General features: G+C 69.5%; 18 protein-coding genes and 3 tRNA genes. 7 read left to right on the top strand and 14 right to left on the bottom strand.

The window, feature by feature from the left end; all coding sequences use genetic code 11:
• Positions 1 to 1056, bottom strand: a 1056-nt coding sequence (locus KILIM_RS18185; RefSeq protein ID WP_006594201.1) for a GTPase, incomplete at its 3' end; no start/stop codon positions are given.
• Positions 1053 to 2876, bottom strand: coding sequence for a dynamin family protein (locus KILIM_RS24500; protein ID WP_006594202.1), 1824 nt, complete (start codon positions 2874 to 2876; stop codon positions 1053 to 1055). The genes KILIM_RS24500 and KILIM_RS18185, both read right to left, overlap by 4 nt.
• Before the next feature lie 217 nt (positions 2877 to 3093).
• Here KILIM_RS24500 and KILIM_RS18195 point away from each other — a divergent pair, with 217 nt between their 5' ends.
• Positions 3094 to 3453 (top strand): hypothetical protein, encoded by a 360-nt coding sequence (locus KILIM_RS18195; RefSeq protein WP_006594203.1) that lies wholly within the window; start codon positions 3094 to 3096, stop codon positions 3451 to 3453.
• 84 nt (positions 3454 to 3537) lie between these two features.
• Here the strand turns inward: KILIM_RS18195 and KILIM_RS18200 are convergent, their stop codons facing one another.
• Positions 3538 to 3984: a hypothetical protein gene (locus tag KILIM_RS18200; RefSeq protein WP_040563812.1), complete on the bottom strand. Its 447-nt coding sequence runs from the start codon at positions 3982 to 3984 to the stop codon at positions 3538 to 3540.
• 295 nt (positions 3985 to 4279) lie between these two features.
• Here KILIM_RS18200 and KILIM_RS18205 point away from each other — a divergent pair.
• Positions 4280 to 4353: transfer RNA gene (locus tag KILIM_RS18205), tRNA-Arg, on the top strand.
• 352 nt (positions 4354 to 4705) lie between these two features.
• Here KILIM_RS18205 and KILIM_RS18210 read toward each other — a convergent pair.
• Positions 4706 to 5245 carry a hypothetical protein gene (locus KILIM_RS18210; protein WP_006594205.1) on the bottom strand — a complete coding sequence of 180 codons (540 nt, stop codon included), beginning with the start codon at positions 5243 to 5245 and terminating at the stop codon, positions 4706 to 4708.
• A gap of 260 nt (positions 5246 to 5505) precedes the next feature.
• Between KILIM_RS18210 and KILIM_RS24170 the strand changes: the two genes are divergently transcribed.
• A tRNA-Arg gene (locus KILIM_RS24170) sits at positions 5506 to 5588 on the top strand.
• A gap of 44 nt (positions 5589 to 5632) precedes the next feature.
• Here the strand turns inward: KILIM_RS24170 and KILIM_RS18215 are convergent.
• Entirely contained in the window at positions 5633 to 6262 is a 630-nt protein-coding gene (locus KILIM_RS18215; protein WP_006594207.1) for an SGNH/GDSL hydrolase family protein, read from the bottom strand.
• Between the two features lie 242 nt (positions 6263 to 6504).
• On the opposite strand from KILIM_RS18215, the gene KILIM_RS18220 reads away from it, so the two are divergent.
• Both KILIM_RS18220 and KILIM_RS18225 read left to right on the top strand, forming a co-directional pair.
• The gene (locus tag KILIM_RS18220) at positions 6505 to 7371 is read left to right on the top strand and encodes a serine protein kinase RIO (RefSeq protein WP_006594208.1); all 867 of its coding nucleotides are present in this window, start codon (positions 6505 to 6507) and stop codon (positions 7369 to 7371) included.
• Positions 7372 to 7743: 372 nt separating this feature from the next.
• Positions 7744 to 8352, top strand: coding sequence for a C40 family peptidase (locus KILIM_RS18225; protein ID WP_006594209.1), 609 nt, complete (start codon positions 7744 to 7746; stop codon positions 8350 to 8352).
• Positions 8353 to 8412: 60 nt separating this feature from the next.
• Here KILIM_RS18225 and KILIM_RS18230 read toward each other — a convergent pair whose 3' ends face one another.
• A complete protein-coding gene (locus KILIM_RS18230) occupies positions 8413 to 9555 on the bottom strand; it encodes a PrsW family intramembrane metalloprotease (protein WP_246308502.1) in 1143 nt (380 codons plus the stop codon).
• 84 nt (positions 9556 to 9639) lie between these two features.
• Between KILIM_RS18230 and orn the strand changes: the two genes are divergently transcribed.
• Entirely contained in the window at positions 9640 to 10269 is a 630-nt protein-coding gene (orn, locus tag KILIM_RS18235) for an oligoribonuclease (protein ID WP_157551815.1), read from the top strand.
• Between the two features lie 115 nt (positions 10270 to 10384).
• Positions 10385 to 10460, top strand: a tRNA-His gene (locus KILIM_RS18240).
• On the opposite strand, the gene KILIM_RS22755 is transcribed toward KILIM_RS18240, so the two are convergent.
• The 8 genes from KILIM_RS22755 to KILIM_RS18275 form a co-directional block, all read right to left on the bottom strand.
• Complete coding sequence (locus KILIM_RS22755) at positions 10453 to 12132, bottom strand: recombinase family protein (protein ID WP_006594212.1); 1680 nt, start codon at positions 12130 to 12132, stop codon at positions 10453 to 10455. The two genes, KILIM_RS18240 and KILIM_RS22755, sit on opposite strands and share 8 nt — an antisense overlap.
• A 173-nt stretch (positions 12133 to 12305) precedes the next feature.
• Positions 12306 to 12512, bottom strand: a complete 207-nt coding sequence (locus KILIM_RS18245) for a hypothetical protein (protein ID WP_218881135.1) — start codon at positions 12510 to 12512, stop codon at positions 12306 to 12308.
• Positions 12513 to 12514: 2 nt separating this feature from the next.
• Positions 12515 to 13078, bottom strand: a complete 564-nt coding sequence (locus tag KILIM_RS18250) for a DUF4913 domain-containing protein (protein ID WP_218880158.1) — start codon at positions 13076 to 13078, stop codon at positions 12515 to 12517.
• A gap of 11 nt (positions 13079 to 13089) precedes the next feature.
• Positions 13090 to 13527, bottom strand: a complete 438-nt coding sequence (locus KILIM_RS18255) for a single-stranded DNA-binding protein (RefSeq protein ID WP_006594215.1) — start codon at positions 13525 to 13527, stop codon at positions 13090 to 13092.
• A gap of 48 nt (positions 13528 to 13575) precedes the next feature.
• Positions 13576 to 15384, bottom strand: coding sequence for a type IV secretory system conjugative DNA transfer family protein (locus KILIM_RS18260; RefSeq protein WP_006594216.1), 1809 nt, complete (start codon positions 15382 to 15384; stop codon positions 13576 to 13578).
• Positions 15381 to 15929, bottom strand: a complete 549-nt coding sequence (locus KILIM_RS18265) for a hypothetical protein (protein ID WP_006594217.1) — start codon at positions 15927 to 15929, stop codon at positions 15381 to 15383. Before KILIM_RS18265 ends, KILIM_RS18260 begins: the two co-directional genes overlap by 4 nt.
• Positions 15926 to 17410: a putative type IV secretion/conjugal transfer ATPase gene (locus KILIM_RS18270; RefSeq protein ID WP_006594218.1), complete on the bottom strand. Its 1485-nt coding sequence runs from the start codon at positions 17408 to 17410 to the stop codon at positions 15926 to 15928. The genes KILIM_RS18265 and KILIM_RS18270 overlap by 4 nt, the downstream gene beginning before the upstream one ends.
• Entirely contained in the window at positions 17407 to 18234 is an 828-nt protein-coding gene (locus tag KILIM_RS18275) for a hypothetical protein (RefSeq protein ID WP_006594219.1), read from the bottom strand. The genes KILIM_RS18270 and KILIM_RS18275 overlap by 4 nt, the downstream gene beginning before the upstream one ends.
• Positions 18235 to 18334: the final 100 nt, after the last annotated feature.

The raw sequence follows: 18334 nt of genomic DNA on the forward strand, positions 1-18334 counted from the left end.
GAGCGGGTCGGGTCGCAAGCGCCGCGCCCACCGGGTGAACGGCCAGCCGGTGGCGCCCGCGGCGCGGCGGCGATGGTCGGCGGCGACCGAGGCAAGGACGACCGGGACGCCGGCGCTGTCGGCGAGAGCGTCGATGATCGTGGCGTCGGCCTTGTCGCCGAGTTGCGCCTCGGTGTCGGCCACGTGGCTGCGTAGCTGGGCGGCACCGGCGCGCACGTCACCCAGGAGCCGCAACCGGGTGGCCTCGGCCGCCGCGACGGCTCGGCTCAGCGCGGCGAACAACTGGGCCACACCGGCTCCGGTCGTCGCGGAGCAGGCGAGCACGTCGACCGTGCCCAGCCCGTCGAGCCGCAGCAGCCCACGCAGGTCGGCCAGGCACTCCTGGGCTTGGAGAGGGGTGAGCCGGTCGATCTGGTTGAGCACCACGATCGTCACCTCGGCGTGCTGGACGGCCCGCCGCAGGTAGTCCTCGTGCAGGCGAGCGTCCGCGTACTTCTGCGGGTCGGTGACCCAGACGAAGACGTCGGCCATCGACAGGATGCGGTCGGCCTCGGCGCGATGCGTCACCCGGGTCGAGTCGATGTCGGGCAGGTCGACGAGCACGAGCCCATCGGTGCTGCCAGGGGCCGGCCGGTCGCGCTCGAGCAGGTCATCGAGGGCCGGGCCGCCGCCGAGCGCCACATGGTGGCGGTCGCGGATCCGCAGCCAGTCGAGCAGGTCGTCGGCGCCGCTGGCCCATTCGGCGTCCCACAGGGCGGCGGCGGGGCGGGTCGTCGTCGGTCGCAGGTGGCCCGATCGGGCGACCTCCTGACCCACGAGGGCATTGAAGAGCGTGGACTTGCCGCTGCCGGTGGCGCCGGCGAGCGCCACGACCGTGTGCCGGCCCGACAGCGACAGCCGCTCGGCGGCTCGCTTGAGCACCTTCTCGACGGCGATGACCTCGGTGTCGGGCAGGTGGTCGCCGCCCTCGTCGATGGCCGCGGTCAGTTCGGTGACCGCGGCGCGCAGCACGTCACCGGCCTCGGCGCGGTGCCCCACACGCAGCGGGCGGTTCATCGGCCCGCTCGCAACTGCGTAGCGGCCTCGGTCAGTTCACGCGGCTGGCCGGCGCGGACCCCGGCGGCCTCGATAAGGGCCCGCAACCGGTCGGCCTCCTGGGCGTAGAGCTCCTCGGTGCGGGCCAGCAGTTGCCGGCGGGCTTTCGCGGCCAGGGTGCGCACCGCCTGGTCGCCGAAGATCGCCTCGAGCAGCCGCTGGGCGAGCACCGCCGAACCGCCGGCGATACCGACCTCCGCTCCACCGAGGGTGCCCATGGTGTGGCTGAAGACGACGAGCATGAGCACGACCCCGACGGCGTTGACGCCCATCGAGAGCACCCGGGCCGTCGTCCGCCGGTCCTTGCCCTCGGCGCGCACGAGCTGCAGGATGTCGTCCTGCCATTCGCGCACGAGCCGTTCGGCGCGCTCCCCCAGATCCGGTGAGCTGACCCCGACTCCCGGGATTCCCAGCGGGCCTGTCGACCCGGCCGGTTGATCGCTCACCGAGCGGGTCCCCGCGACACGCGCCGTCGCGCCCGCCTCACTGCCTGCGCCAGCGGTGGCCACGCGACCGCTCTCCTGGCCACCGGCCAGGATCGGCTCGGCCCCCGGTACGGAGCGCCAGCGCCGCGCCACCTCGAGCGCCGCGCCCTCGGCGTGGGCCACGAGCAGTGTGGCGACGCCGGACTGCAGGGCCTGTCCGAGCTGCTCGGCCGGGGCCGGCTGACCGCGCACCGCGGCCACGACCCGGTCGCGCAGCCGCCCGAAGCCGGCCTCCACCTGCTTGAGAAACTCCCCGGTGCCGACGAACTCCTGCCAGCGGGCGAGCACCTCGCCGCGCAGCAATCGGCCGTCGCTCATGCCGGTCGAGACCTCGTCGAGGGCGTTGCCGTAGGCGCTGGTGACGATGGCGCCGAGCTGCTCGGTGGCCTGCACCTGGTCGAAGCTGGCCTCGGCGAGGTCGGCGACGCGGGCGTCGAGGGATTCCAGCGCCCCGGCCAGGGTGCGGCGCACGAGGAGGCTGCGGGCGCGGGCGTCCTCCCCCAGGCGGGTCAGCCAATCGCGCAGCGGGGCGACCTGTGCGGCAGGCAGCATTCCGTCGGGCCCCAGCTGGGACTCGGTGATCGTGAACACCGGTGCGTGGCGCAGGCCCTCGGCGACCAGCATGGCGGCCAGATGCTCGCCGATCTCATCCTCCGCGCCAGGGGGCACCCGGTCGAGAACAACCGCCACCGACGTGCCGCGCTCGACGGACTGGCGCAACAGATCCCACGGCACGGCGTCGGCGTAGCGAGCCGCTGTGGTGACAAAGATCCACAGGTCGGCAGCCGACAGCAGCTGGCGGGCCAGGTCGCGGTTGGCGGAGACCACGGAGTCGATGTCGGGGGCGTCGAGCAGTGCCAGGCCGCTGGGGAGGGCGTCGCTGGTCACGAGCCGGACCGAGCGCGGATCGTCACCTTCGGCGCCGGTGACCCGATTGAGGGTGGGCAGGATGCGCGCCGTGCTGAACCAGTGCGCGTCGGCCGGGTGGTGCACCAGCACGCACGCTCGGGTCGTGGGGCGCAGCACTCCGCTTCGGGAGACAGAGGCGCCGACGACCGAGTTGACCAGCGTCGACTTGCCGGCGCCGGTGGAGCCACCGACGACCGCCAACAGCGGCGCGTCGAGGTCCCGCAGCCGCGGGATGACGTAGTCGTCGAGTTGGTTGAGCAGCTCGACGCGGCCGCGGCGGGCCGGGTCGGCTCCCGGCACCGGGAGCGGAAAGGTCGCCTCGTCGAGACAGTCGCGCAGACCGACGACGGCCCGCAACAGGGCTTGCGCGTCGTTGGACTCGGTCACCGGCCCATCGTCCCCGCTGACCGGGCCGGATGCCAACCAAGCGCGCCGTAGCCAGCGCGGCTATCGGCGGCGGTCGAGTCCGGCGCGGGCGGTGGCGGGCGCGCGGATGTGGCCCACCCCACGCACATCGGTGAGCCGTCACGCTCACACCTGTGGGTCGGTCGTCCGATAGGGAGGGACAGCCAGGACGGCTTCACAGCTCACGGAGGAGAGCATCATGAGCATCACGGTCATCGATCTACCGGCCGAGACGATCGGCGCCCCGCAGCTCGCGGTGGAGTTGCCGCGCCTGTCGGCGCACCCGCAGCCGGGACCCGCAACGATCGACTACGACACCGCGCCGGTAGTGCAGGCCGTGCAGCGGCAGGCCGCCGCCGCATCAGCCGTCGCCCGCCGGTTCACCGGCGAGACCGCCGGCCCCGAGCAGCTGGCTGGACAGCCCGTCGGGCGCCCCGATCGCGAGGTGGACCCGCAAACCTGGCTGTTCGCCGAGCGCGCCCGCTACCGCGAGCAGGGCACCTGCGATCCCTACGCGATGCTCATGCTGCTGCGCGCCGGGATGCTGCCGACCCGCTGACCGAGGCAGCCGCGGCGCTGCGCTGCGCCGCGCGACGCACAGCACACTCTTGTGGGCGATACGCGGCGCTTGCCTGAGCCTGAGTCAGATCGCCAGTCCGCCGACGAGTCGGTCGTCGGTGAGGCGCCGCACGCGGGCGGCGCTGACGCAACGACCGGCGATGAGCAGCACGGCGACGTGCTGCACGACCGGCCACATCTGCTCGAGTTCGGCTCGCCATGCGGTGCCGACGCCGGCCAACCAGCCCCACTCGTCCGCCGCCCCCGCCGCGCGGAGCACGCTCGCGACCTCCAACTGAGCGGCTCCGACGATCGTGGCGTCGCCAGGATGGGCGCACATCGCCTCGGTGAGTCGTCGATCGCTGACTCCCGGCTCGCCGGCCAAGTCGCCATGGCGACGGGCCGTGGCCCACACGCCGGCGTAGGCCACGAAGGGACGCGAGGACTCGGTGACCGTCGGCCACGCCGGACCAACGGCCTCGACTGTCGGCTCGATGAACCCCTCGGTCCAGCCGCGCAAGACTCCCGCCACGCCTCGTCCGGCCGCGTGATAAGCCGCTGTCACCTGTGCATCACTGTGCTGCACCGCTCCCCCGATCTGCTCTTCCCCCGCGCTCGGCCGCGCCTTGACCGACACGCATCTGGGCGGCTCCTGCATCTCCCCTGATCAGGACCGCCGATCGAGAGTCTAACGACCGTCCAACATCACGGTCGCCGTCTTGTCGACAACCCGCGGTCGCCGTTGCCGCGACGGGTCTCCACCGCCGTAGCGCCGCACCGGACCCTCCTGCGGCTCACCTACACTCGTGCCCAGGCCCGCGGGCCACGCCCTCGTAGCTCAGCTGGATAGAGCAAGAGCCTTCTAATCTCTAGGTCGCAGGTTCGAGTCCTGCCGGGGGCGCTCATGTTTGCGCTGGTCAGGTGACCGAAAGACCGTTTGGAGGTGAGTGGGCACCACCACCGTGCGCGCCCATGACGTGTGCCAATGGGCTGCGCGTGACACCCCCTAACCACGGAGACACCGTAGGAACTTCGTCCGGTTCGACAGGCACGACGATGTGGTCGTCCTCGTCGAGCAGGTCGACGGCATGGAGCCATCGCGGAGATGACGGAGGTCGACCGGCGCAACGAACGTACGTAGGACGAGAGCGTCAAAGACCTCCTCGTGTAGTCGTCCGCGACGCGAATGGCTCGCGCGCGCAAGTGCAGAATGGTCTCGGCGCCCCGCAGCGCGATCCGAGAGTGCCTCTTCCTCATCTGTTCCAGGTTTCCTCGACGATGCGGAGCACACGGGCTACATCGCCACCCGCGCCGAGCCAGGCCGGGATCGTCTCGCCGTCCAGGCTGTCGCGCCGAACTGTCATGAGCCGAGCCAGCTCCAATGGAGACATACTCTCTCGCAGTCGGGCGAGCACGGCGTCGAGATGCGGGAGCAACTGATCTTCATACAACTGCCACGTCGGGATCCGGAGACCATCACCGAGATCGAACGCCACCACGACTCCTCGGGTGATCTGGCCACGCAGCTCGGCTGGCTCGACCTCCAAGCGATTCGCCGCCCCGCACAGGGTCAGCGAGTGCGCATGCAGGTAGGCCAGTGCTGCAGCACGACCGCGCGAGAGACTCTCCATAGCGACGTCAGCGGGAAGGTCCGGAGCATCGTGGAGAGCCTCCGCTTCGATGACGGAGAGGCCCGCGGTGGCGTCGGCGGCTGCGATGGACAGACCCAACGGCTCGCCTTCCTTCGCCCAGTTCTTTGCTGTCATGAACGGGTTGTCGGCGTCCGAACTCACCGACTTAGTGTGCACTCCCCACGGTGACAGGGGCTCGCTCCTCAGACAACAACTGGCCGACATCCAGAGCAAGCCGGCTAACCAGGGCACGACCGCTGAGACTCTCCGCGGCGTCGCGGTGCGACTCGCCGATGAGGCCATCAGCATGACGGGAATGCAGGAGCATTGGGCTCGGCTTCTTGCCAACCGAAAGCGCTCGGCGACAAGGCCATCGCGGTGCTCGCCCACCCGCAATGTCAGGTCTTGCGAGAGATTCACGCAGGTCAGACCACTATTGGCGCCGCCTCACCACCCGACCAAGAGCCTTCTACTCTCTAGGTCGCAGGTTCGAGTCCTGCCGGGGGCGCGTTCGACGGCGAACGGGCGGCCGCCTCGCCGGTCGGGCCTTCAGAGTCCCAGGCCGAGGGTCCGGAGGGTGAGGTCGGCCATGGCGCGGTGGCCGGCCGCGTTGGGGTGGACGGGTTCGTCGAGCCACTCCCAGGGCTCGGCGCCATCGAAGTGGTTCAGCCAGTGGCGGTGGTGGTCCACGAGGATCGCGCCGGTCTGCGCCGCAAGGTCACGCACGATGTCGGAGTAGGCGGCCACCTCGGCCGGATCGTTCCACGCTCCCCCGGCGATGGCGTTGGGGGTGTGCAGGGCGAGGGTCACCGGCCGGTCGTCGTCGCCCAGGTCCAGGCCGGAGCGGGCGATCTCGCCGAGGGCGTCGGCGAAGCGGGGCCGACCGGGCGGCCCGTCGAGGCAGTCGTTCATGCCGAGCGCGACGCTGACGACATCGGGGGCGAACCGCCCGATGAGGTGATCGAAGTGGGGCCGCACGCCCTGGGCCGTCCAGCCGGAGACGCCGGTGTTGATGCACACGTCGAGCGGCCGCCCCAGCTCCCACCGGACGCGTTCGGTGACGTGCTCGACCCAACACCGGCTGCCGTGGGTGTGGTGCACCCCTTGGGTGATGCTGTCGCCGGCAAACACCCAGGTCAGCGGCTTCCCCGAAGCTAGTTGCCCGGCAAGGTCTCCCACGATGCGCTCCTTCGTCTCGCCGTTGGAGCACCAGTCTGCCCGGCGGCGCAGGTGCCCATGCTGGCGGTCCGACCGCTGCGGCCTGGCGGGAAATTCAGTCGACGGCTGAGTTGGTGCGCGGGACAATCGGTGCTGCCCGGTGCTGCGACCGGTGCCTGACGAGAGGAGTTGTGACATGTCGACGACTGTCCGCGGCGTGCCTTCGACCCGCCGACCCTCTCGCCTTTGGAGCACCACCGCATATGAACACCGATCGTCATTCCTTCGCTCTTGACCTCAACTCCACGCAGATCGACCCGCGCGTCACCGTCGAGTTTCAGGCCTACGGCGACCTCGCCGCCGACCAACGCTGGTCCACGTGGGCCAGCGTCGAGCCGCTGCAACGGGGCCCGCAGCCGCGGCCCGGCTGGGTAGTCACCAGTCAGGGCGCCATCGACACCGAACTCGGCATCCTCAAGACGGGCAAGGAGGCCGACGTCTTCCTGCTCGAACGGGCCGACCCCCACGACCCGCGGGGCGGGTGCGTGATGGCGGCGAAGCGCTACCGGAGTCCGCAGCAGCGCGCCTTTCACCGCAGCGCCGCCTACACCGAGGGTCGCGGCACTCGTCGATCTCGCGACGCCCGCGCGCTCGACGCCAAGAGCACCTACGGGCGCGCCGTCGCCGCCGGAGCCTGGGCCGCGACGGAGTGGGACATGCTGACTCGCTTCTGGTCCGAGGGGATTCCCGTGCCGTACCCGGTGCAGATCGACGGCATGGAGCTCCTCTTGGAGTTCGTCGGCGACGACCGCACGGCCGCCCCCCGGCTAGCGCAGACCAGACCGGAGCCGGATCTGCTCGAGCACTACTTCGCTCAGGTCGTCGCCGCGATGAGCGGCCTGGCTCGAGCGGGTTTCGCACACGGCGACCTGTCGGCCTACAACCTGCTGGCGCACGGCGAGCGCATCGTCGTCATCGACCTGCCGCAGGCCGTCGACATCGTCGGGAATCCAGCCGGCACCGACTTCCTGCTGCGCGACTGCCGAAACGTGTGCACCTGGTTCCGATCCCGGGGCCTCGACGTCGACGAGCAGGAGTTGTTCGCCAGCCTCATCGCGCAGGCGTGGTGAGGCGAGCTTCATCGCCGATCGCCAGCAGCAACGGCGTGACGCACACCTCAGCGGATATATCGCCCGGAGTTGTTCGGGGCGGGCTCGCCGTTGCCGAACTGTGACCTGGCGGGACTTACGGCCCGCCAGGCGCACAGCCTCCTCGCCGAATCTCGCCCCTGGGAGGCCAGCGTCGTTCCCCTGACAGTGCACGCGCGGCCCACCCCTGAAGGGCCCGACCAAGGAAGGTACGGCAAGGGCGAGAACGGGAGCACCACACTCCGCCGCACGTCGAACCGACGGCGCGGCTCGGGGCGAAGCGCGCTGCGCCGGGGACCGGAATCCCCTAGCCCGACAGGTTTCCTTCCGTAGGCGGTTTCCGGTAGTTCCCTCATGCGCAAGTACCTCGTCGCGGCGATCGCCGCTGCCCTCCTCCTGCCCGCAACCGCCCAGACCGCCGCCGCGAAAACCAACGACAACACCACCCTGCGCGCCTCGAGCGTCGCCGCCAGCACCCCGACCCGGGCGCAGGCGCTGTCCCTGCAGCGGACCGCCGCGTTCAACCTCGCCAACCGGATGGCCGCCCAGGCCCCGACGGCGAACTGGCGGCAGAAGTCCCGCAACGCCGACCTGCTGTCTCAGCGGATGCGCCTGCCGAACATCTCCCACCAGGAGCGGGCGATCGCCATCGGCCGCACCCAACTCGGCACCCGCTACCGCTGGGGTGGCACCACCCCGGCGGGCTTCGACTGCTCGGGCTTCACGCGCTACGCCTTCGGCAAGGCCGGCAAGAACCTGCCCCGCACCGCCGCCCAGCAGAAGCGCGCGGTCCGGGCCGTGAGCACCCCGCGCGTCGGCGACCTCGTGTTCCTCGGCGGGCGTAACCCGCACCACGTGGGCATCTACATGGGCAACAACCGGATGCTGCATTCCCCGCGCAGCGGCAAGTCCGTCGAGGTGGCGCGCATCTGGGCCAAGGCGACGTACGGCCGCGTGGCCTGAAACCCGACCTGAAACGCCCGACCTGAAGCCCGACCACGGCCTCGACCGGCGCACGCCGGATCAGGGCAGCGCCGCGCGGGCCCGCGTCATCGAGTCGAGCAGCATCCGCTCCTGGTAGAGGGCGTCGGCGCCGGCGCTGCCGTGGGCCATCCGCACCCGCAGCATCGCCAGGTCGGTGGCCTCGTCCTGGAAGGCGACCATCGCCTGCAGCGCCCGCCGACCGCCGGCGCGACGCGCCCAGACGCGGGCGTCCTTGCGGGCGCTGGTCGAGGCGAGCATGCGCACCTCGGGGGCGGTGAGCCAGCCGTAGCGCCCGTAAATGCGCAGGGTGCGTTCGATAAGGACGGCCTCGCGGCGCCGCTCCCAGAACACGAACCCGATGGCGCCCAGGAAGATCGGCACCTGCAGCAACAGGTAGGAGCTCCAGAAACCCTCGATGCCGGCGACCGCGGACAGGTTCCACAGCCCGTGCAGGAAGATGGCGAGCAGCAGGCCGCCGATCGGGGCCAGCCAGCGGCCGATGCCGGAGGCTCGGGTGGCGGCGTACCCGATGCCGACGCCGATCCACATGGTGAACAGCGGGTGGGCGAACGGGCTGATGAGGCCGCGGACGACGAACAGCCCGACGAGGCCCTCGGCTCCCATCTCCACGTAGGCGCGCCCCAGGTAGAGGATGTTCTCGGCGAAGGCGAAGCCGGCGGCGCTGATACCGGCGTAGACGATGCCGTCGATGACGCCGTCGAACTCGCGGCGGCGGCGCCACACGACCAGCAACACGACGAGGCCTTTGAGGGTCTCCTCCACCACGGGTGCCACGACGACGGCGGCGACCGACTCGGCATCGCCGACGACATTGGTCAACATGATCAGCGAGCTCGTGTTGAGCACGATCGCGACCGTGGTGGCGATGAGCGCGCCCCACAGGAACGTGAAGATCAGATACCCGGTCGGTTCGGCCTCGAAGCGGTCGAGCCACAAGATGGCGGGCACGACGATGCCCACCGGCACCGCGGCGAACAGCAGCCCGAGCAGCGCGGCCTGTGCCCCGACCTCCAATCCGATGGCCACGGACAGCAGCAGCGCGCCGATGGTGAACAGCACGAGAATCGCGGTGCCGACGAGGAAGCGCCGCAGCAGCGGGCGCGAGGTGATGTTGACGGGGCGTGCCTCGTAGACCCGATCCGCCGGTGCGCTCGTGGGCATGCTCCCCCTCACCTCGATGCTGTCGGCGCGCGTGGTCTTGCCGCGCACCCGGGCCATTATCCCCGGCCAACGTAGAGTGGACCGGTGAGTGCATCGAATGGGCGGGCCTTGACCGATCGGATCGTATGGATCGACTGCGAGATGACAGGGCTGTCCCTGGAACACGATGCGCTCATCGAGGTGGCCGCTCTGGTCACCGACTTCGAACTAAATCAGCTCGGTGACGGGGTCGACGTCGTCATCAAGCCGCCGGCTGGAGCGCTGGAGCAGATGGGCGATTTCGTCCGCCGCATGCACACGACCTCCGGCCTGCTGGTCGAACTCGAGCAGGGCTTGAGCATGGAGCAGGCCCAGGCGTTGGTGCTGGAGTATGTGCGCGAATGGGTGCCGGAGGCGGGCAAGGCGCCGCTGGGTGGCAACACCGTCGGCACGGACCGAATGTTCCTGGCCCGCGACATGCCGGAGCTTGAGGGCTACCTGCACTACCGCAACGTCGACGTCTCCAGCGTCAAGGAGCTGTCGCGGCGCTGGTACCCGCGGGTGTACTTCGCCTCGCCGCCCAAGCACGGTGGGCACCGGGCGCTCGGCGACATCCGCGACAGCATCGCTGAGCTGCGCTACTACCGGGAGGCCGTGTTCGTGCCCCAACCCGGTCCGGACACCGCGCACGCTCGCGTGATCGCCTCCCGGCACGGAGTCCCGGCAGAGGCCTGACGGACGCCGGAACCGGCCGTGTCGTGAGGACCCCCGCGAACCAGGTACGATGGTCGCCGCTGGTCTTCGCGACCGCCCCGATCCTGCATCGGAGCACGCGTCGATCCGGCACTTGGTGGGTGTAGCTCAGCTGGTAGAGCACCTGGTTGTGGTCCAGGTGGCCGCGGGTTCAAGTCCCGTCACTCACCCCAGATGGGTCAGGTTTGAACTTTCGACCAAGGGGCCACCCTTGGTCGAGGTTCCAACCTGGCCCTCTTTCTTTGCTTGGGCGGCCCAGCTCAGGGCGTCGGCCTGCAAGTCCGTGATGCTGAGCCCGTCGTACGGGGTCCGGTAGCCGACGCGCACGTCGTTGTCCTCGTCGATGTAGATCGCCTTGAACAGTGCCTGATTGAGGAGCCGACGGTTTGCGTCGTCGGCGCGGGCGTAGATGTCAGCGGCGTTCGACAGTAACGTCAGCGAGTCATTGAGGTTCGCTCGTGCGTCGGCGTAGTGGCCGTGGTGCGCGTTGATCCGGTACTCGATGGTCTCCAGCGACGCGGTGATTCGGTCCTGCTCCCGCTTGAGAAGGTCGAGTGGAATGGCGCCGGCGTAGTGTGCCTGGAGCAGCTTCTGCTGCTCGCCTTCGAGCTGAGTTCCACGGTTCGCGAGGCCGCCGAGTTCCGCTGCTCCCTCGGACATCATCTCGTCGAACCTGGCATGGAGCATGGCCGAGAGCGCCTGCTTCGTTTCGGGGTCGATCTGGACCCGCGCGTAGAAGCGTTCGACGAGTCGTTCGACCTGCTCGATGAGCATCGCCTGCCGGGTGCAGTCGCCCCTGCCACCATGGCGGCTGGCGCATACGAAGTACGGGTAGATCGTGCCCTGGCTGCTCTTGGCGTTGCACACGATCAGACGCGCGCCGCACTGCCCGCAGAAGACGGTGCCCTTCAGGTAGTGATCGTGCACCTGGGTGGCGTCCGCCGCGGATCGGTGTGTGCCGAGCACGGTCTGCACCTGGTCCCACACCTCGCCCGGGACGATGGCCTCGTGCGCACCCGCGTAGGTCACGCCCTCGTAGCGCACGCTGCCCTTGTAGTACGGGTTCGTCAGCATCCGATGCACCGACGACTTCGCGATGGGTCGGGAGGGCCGTCGAGGTGTCGCGGCGCTGGTCAGCCCGCGCGCCACCAGCTCTTGGTGGAGTTGGCTTGTCGTCCAGTCGCCGGAGGCGAACACCTGGAACGCCCACCGGATCAGTGGGGCTCGTTCCTCGTCGATCTCGACAGTGCGTATCTCCCTTCCGAACTCGTCGCGTACGCCGACGTTGCGGTAGCCGATGGGTGCCTTCGTCACGGTGCCGCCCTGCGCGGCCTTCTGTGACAGGCCCTTGACGACCTCGGTGGCGAGGTTGCGGGAGTAGAACTCGGCAATCGACGACATGATGCCGTGCAGCAGCATCCCCGATGGGGTCTCGTCGATGTTCTCCGTGGCCGACACCAGTGTGACCCCGGCGTCCTTGAGCGCGAGGTGGATGGTCACGTCGTCGGCTCGGTTGCGGGCGAGCCGGTCGACCTTGTGGACGATGCAGTAGTTCGTCTTGTGCTTCGTGACGTACTGGATCATGCGCATCAGCTCGGGTCGGTCGGCCTTGCGCGCGGACTCGCCGGCGTCGACGAACTCCTCGATGATCGTTGCGCCGAGCTGGTCGGCCTTGCGCTGGTTGGCCTCGCGCTGCGCCGGGATCGAGAAGCCCTCGGCCTGACCGCCCTTCTCCGCCTGCTCCTTCGTGGAGACCCGCAGGTACGAGACGGCGAACGATCCGGGGAACGGGGTTGGCGCTACGAGGCTGTCTATCGCGGTGCGGTTCGCGTCGATGATCGTCATGGCTCTTCTCCACAGTCACTGGTCTTGTCGACGCGGACTTGTGTGAGCGGATGTTGATCGTGAGAAGAGCCCGAAGGCTGTAGGACTAGGCCAAGTCGGCCACGTTTACTTTGCCCCGCCGAGGCGAAGCGCTAGGACCACAACATCCGCCATCCGCGACGGATGCCTACATTCTACGACGACGCGCTCGCCCCGGCACGAGGGCGCTTCGGTCGCGTCGCGGCTTCCGAGCGGCACGAGCCTGACTGCTGGAGTCCGAGGCGGATCAGCAGCTCGCAGAGCTTGTCCAGGTCGGGCGGCTCATGGAACTCGGCACGGACCGTCAGCTCGCGCTCGCTCTGCTGGCGCTGCCCGGTCTTCCGCTCATAGCGACGCGCCACCCTCACACCTCGCCGGTCTCCAGATCGACGCCTGCGAAGAAGGCATCCTCTGCCTCCTGCCGTGCCGCCACCGTATCGATCACGAACCGTACGAAGTCCTCGTCGCGATCAGTGATCGGTGAGTCCTCGATGGACGGCGCAGGGTCTTCCCCCGGCCAGCTCGTCTGGCGAGTCGGGCGGTCCCGGTCGAGCCGAGTGCCGCAGGCCGCCACCCAATCGCGGAGACGAGCGCGGGTATCGGCGAAGTCGCGATGCCAGCCGAGCGGTGCCGAGCCGTTCTGCTCCGGGTCGTACGCGCACAGCCAGTGCAGGTGCAGTGCCGACAGCTCCCAGAGGAGTTCGGGGTGCCGATGCCAGTAGGGCGGCACGACACTGGCCGGAAGACCGTAGGTGTGGCGAAGCCAGTCCACCCATCGGTTCAGTTCAAGCAATTCGGCTTCGAGATCGTTGGCGGTCAGCAGGTTCCAGTTCACTGGATGCGGCGGCTCAGGTACGTCGAATCGTGGTGATGCCGGGCCTGCCTCGGGCGGCGCGTCGCCGTGCTCTTGGAAGAACTGATCGCTCATGGTGGCGTCGCTCACATTCCAATGGCGGTCGCGGTGGACGGCGCAGCCTGCTGAGGGGTGGCGAAGGCCGTGGCATCGCGGCCGGAAGCGCGTTCGCTTCGGTCCACCTGGTAGCGGGTTCGGGCCAGGTCGTGACCGATGCGCGTCGCGATGAACTCCTCGCCCTCGTACCGCTGGCCGCCTCGCTCGTAGGAGTAGTCGCGCACCCGTCCGTCGGCGATGATGTTGTCGCCCTTGGCGAGCCGCGCAGCTCCCTGCTCGGCGGCGCCGCGATACGCGATGAGGTCGTGGAAGGTCGTCTCCAACTGCGTGAAGGAGTTGTCGGGCTCCTTGCGGTAGAGCTCTATCCCGACCTTCATGTACAGGCGCGCGTCACCGCGCTCGGTGTAGCTGAGCTGCGGGTCCGAGGCAACGAAACCGGAGATGGACTGGTGGGTGCGAATGGCCATGATGGCGTCCTCCTGGACTCGGGCGACCAGCCGTGCGTGGCCGCTGTGTCAGGCAGGTGCGCTCCCGCGCCCAGGTCCGCGCTCAGGAGACGGGACGGCGAGGAGGGCTTCGAGTTCGTCGCGATCACTGCGGAGCTGTGCGGCGTCGGGCCGGGTCGGCCAGGCGCGGAGGTCGGTGACGATGGGCGGCGCTGAGCGGAGCATCGTTATGCCGGTGCCGAAGGGCAGGGTGCGGATGCGGTCTGGCGGCAGGATCGGGACGCGGCGGATCGAGCGCTGGTTGGAGCGGGTGCCGTGGTCGCCGAGGGTCACGCTGTCGGTGTACTCGTCGCGTTCACCGATGAGCGTGGACAGGTCTTGGAGGTCGCGGCTGTTCGACGCGCCCCCGAGGATGATCTTGACGATGCTGGCGTCCCAGATCGCGCTGGCCTGGTGCTCGCTCCACCGGTCGCGGGCTTGGGCGAGGGACTGCAAGACCGGCATGGTCGTGATCCCGGTGCCGCCGCCTTCGGCCATGAGCGTCGGAAGGGACGGCAGTGGGGCGAGGTTGCCGATCTCGTCGAGTGCGAGCAGCAGTGGCGGGTCGAGCCGGGCTCCGGGTGAGCGGGAGGCGAGTCGTCGGGCGGTTTCGATGAGGTCTTCGACGAACGCTGCTACCAGCGATGCGGAGGCTCCTGCTCCGGCGCCGGTGGCGAGCAGGTACAGGCTGCCTTGTTCGGTGAGGAAGGTTTCGGGGTCGAAGTGTTCGTTCGGGCCTGGTGTGACGGCATCGAGCACGCGAGGGTCGGCCAGGGCGGCGAGGGCGAGGGAGACGCCTTGCCAGATGCTGTCGCGGGTCTTGGGGTCGGCGTCGATCATCGCGGCCAGTGAGTCGTCCCAGCCCATCGCCGCGTTCGGGTGGGAGTTGAGGATCGCGACGGCCTCGGATGCGGCGCTGGGGTCAAGAGTCCACCTGAACAGCTCGGCGGGCGGGCGTCCGTCGAGCGCTGCGGCGTGCAGCAGACTCTGGAGTGCGGTGCGGGTCTTGCCTTCCCAGAACCCGCCGGACTCGACCCCTCCTGCGCTGAGTCCGGTGGCGGCGGCGAGCCCGTTGGCGCGGATCATCGCGGTCAGCGGATCGTCACAGCCGCGAATGGGTGACCAGCGCAGCCCGGCGGGGATGCCTTCGGCGAGGTGTTGGGGGTCGAACACGGCGACTGGCCCGCCCTTGCGGCGTCGGGCGCGGAGGGTCGCGGTGAGGTTGTCGGGCCTCGTGCTGGTGGCGACGACTGCGCCGGGTGCGTCGAGGATCGCGTTGATGACGACGTGCAGGCCTTTGCCGGAGCGGGGTGGGCCGATCAGCAGGATCGAGTCCTCGACCGATGCCCAGACCTTCGTTCCACGGCTGGCACCGAGCAGGTAGCCGACATCCTGCGGTGCTGGCGACGCCAAGGAGGGCCGCAGCGTGGCCGCGCGGTGAAGCAGTGCCTTCGCGGAGGCTGCGGCCTTGACCTCATGGCTGGTCGCGATCCCCGCGAGTCGGTGCGGGTCGGTCTCTGTCTTCCGCGTGTGGCGGCGCAGAACGATCCATACCCATACGATCCCGGCGGCGAGCCCACCCAGAAGCGCGGCGCTGACAAGCCAATAGACGACCGGATTGAGCCCGTCGGCACCGAGCGCGGTCGCCGGATCACCCGGGTCGAACAGCACGCCAAGCCCCGCCGCCGCGCCAGCGTCGGGCTGCGGCGCGCCGGTGAGAAACGCGGCAACACTGCCAGCGGCGCGGAGGACGAGAGCGATCCCGAACACTCCGATCAGGCCAATCAAGGCGGCGTTGGTGAGTTCGTCGCCCATGCCCCCGGCCTGCCGCTGGTTCATGTCAGCCGCCGCACCGCGAGCGTGCCCGAGATGCGCCCGAACAGGATCACCTCGTGCGTGCCGTCGGGCAGGTCGTCGAGGTCGACGAGCGTCCGGGCTTCGCCGGTTCCGGTGGCGTCAGTGTGGGAGACGATCGTCGCGACGGCGACATCCTCGCCGGGCACGAACCCGTGACCTGTGACCTCAGCCAAGCGCGGAACCCGGCGAGCGTGGCGACTCCGACGAGTCTCCGGCACAGGCGTCTCAGACGGGGCCGCTGCGCGTCGGGGCTTGCGGGTGCGGAGGATGTCGGTGAAGACGCTGCCGTCGCTCTCGCGCACTTCGACTCGGACGGCGATGGTGCGGTCTTTGGTGATGGCATCCATGAGCGGTCCGAACGTCGCCCGCGTCCACGCGCTCACGTCCGGGGACGCGAAAAGTGTCCCGTCGACCGTGGCAGTGACGGTGCCGTCTGCGGCGACGGTGACGAGGACGTGCGGCAGCTCGACGGGAGCGGTCGTGTCGTCGTCGTTCGGGGTGGATCGGCGTGGGCTGGTGAGGTTCATCGGTGGCCTCCCGCTGCGCGGCTGCTGGTGTCGAACAGGGCGAGTTCGTCGGGGTGGAGCTGGTGTTGGCAGACGAAGCTCCTGGCCTTGATCCGCCACAGTCCTTGGCCGACGCCGAGGTTCGGCAAGAGCTGCTGCTCGGTACCGGTCAGGCCGAGCGCGGTCGCCGTCGGGCCGAGCTGGTCAGACTCCTGCCGATACACGATCCGGGTCTCCGCGTTCGCGAGTAGCGAGTTCGCCAGAGACCGCATCGCGGAGCCTTGGTCGCCCACGTTGTCGAGGTCGGTGAGCTTGTGGAAGATCAGCATGTTCGCGATCCCGTAGTGCCTGGCGAGTCGCCAGTGCGCGTCCATCCGCCGCAGCAACGCCGGGTGGGACATGAGCCGCCAGGCTTCGTCGTAGATCACCCACCGCTGCCCGCCGTTCGGGTCGAGCAGCGCGGACTCCATCCACGCCGACGAGCACGTCATCAACACCGAGATCAGCATCGAGTTCTCCGTAACACGGGACAGGTCGAGGGAGATCATCGGCAACGACGGATCGAACCTGACCGTGGACGGCCCATCGAACAGCCCGGCCAGGTCACCTGCCACGAGCCGGCGCAGCGCGTGACCGACCAAACGCCCGTCCTCTGCCAGCCTGTCGTCGGCATCCGAGCTGGGGGCAAGGATGCGATCGACGACCATCGGCAGGATCGGCACATCGTTCTCCCGCACCGTCTCGGTCAGGGCGATGTCGATCGCGGTGTGCTCCAACGGCGACAACCCTCGCGCAAGCACGGTCTCGGCGAGCGCGCCGATCAGGTCACGACGCCTGGCCGCGACCGTGTTGGTCCACTGCTCATCCGAAAGACCCGCTGGCCGGTGGCCCTCGTCGAGCGGATTCAGCCGCGTGTTGAGGCCGTGGCCGAGCACGATGGCCCTCCCGCCGACGGCGTTGGCGACCGCGGTGTGCTCGCCCTTCGGGTCGCCGGGAACGTACACGCGCCGCCCGAACGGCAACGACCGCGTATACAGCGACTTCGCGAGGCTCGACTTCCCCGAGCCGACGATCCCTGCCAGCACCACGTTCGGGGCGGTGATGATCCCGCGCGCGTACAACACCCACGGGTCATAGACGAAACTCCCACCCGAGTACAGGTCCTGACCCACGAACACCCCATCGGCACCGAGACCGCCCTCGGCGACGAACGGATACGCCCCCGCCAACGTTGCCGACGTGTCCTGATGCCTGGTCAGATGGAACCGGCCCGGCGTCCGCAACCGCGCAGCGCCCGGCTCGCCTGCCTTCGGCATGTAGATCGTGGCCCGCCGCTCAGCCCGCTCCTGCTCAGCCTTCGCCTTCGCGGCAGCGAGCGCAGCCGTGCGCTGCTCCGCGTGGAGCCGGGCTTCCGCGCGACGGCGCTGCTTGCGGAGCTTTCGCCGTTCCTTCGACGGTGCCACCAGAACAGCGGTATGCAGCCGCCCGCGATCCTGGGTCACAGCCCCAGCCCCCGCGCCTGCTTCACCGCAGCGATCTTCGCCGGCTCAAACCACGACCCCTCCGGCCTCGACGGAACATCCGCCCGCTTCGGAGCGTCCGGCGACGAGTACGACACCAGCAACTCCGGGCCATCCCGCATCGGGGACGGCCCGGTCTGCTCGGCTTCCGGGGCGTCGGTGTCGGGTTCGGTGTAGCGGCGCAGCAGCGAGACGTAGCCGAGGTGCGGGTTGACGACCAGCGCGTAGTCGCCCGAGATCGCCACCTGATCGTGGGTGCCCTCGCCGGGCTCGTCATAGACGTACCCGTTCTCCAGCGCAGCCTGGGTCGTCTCGTCGCCGTAGTCCCACTGCGCGAGGAAGTCCACCGCATCGACATGCCCCAGCTCGCCGAGGATACGCAACGGCCTGTCGGCCTCATCGCCCTGAAGGAACACCACGTTGATCCACCTGGACGGCGCTGCCTCCTCGACGGCGGGCTCCGGGTGCCAGGCGATCCTGCCGGCCGCAATGAAACCCTCGGCGAGCCGGTCGTAAGCCCGGTCGACCAGGTTCGCCGCCTGACGCAACTCCTCCGCAGCAGCCAGCGCGTCCCGCACCCCCGCCTCGTGGCTCCCGTCGTCGTTGAACGCGTGCGCAGCCATGCGCTCGTGAACATCCGCGATCTGATCGAGCACCTGCCGCAGCGACCGCATCCCCGAAGAGAGGTCGCCGATCACCCCGTACATCTGCGCGGGCTCATCGAACGCACGGCTCGCGTGAGCCAAACCCCGCAGCGCCTCGGACGCCTCCGCGGCGTCGGCAGTCGAATCGAAGAACGTGGGCATGGTCGACCTCCTGGCACGTGGTGATGTGTTCACCAACCAGGTGCGCTCGTGCCCCGTAGAATCGGAGTGTTCGCGCCTCGGCGCATGCCCACATCGCGAC

This window comes from Kineosphaera limosa NBRC 100340 (assembly GCF_000298215.1).
GTDB lineage: Bacteria > Actinomycetota > Actinomycetes > Actinomycetales > Dermatophilaceae > Kineosphaera > Kineosphaera limosa.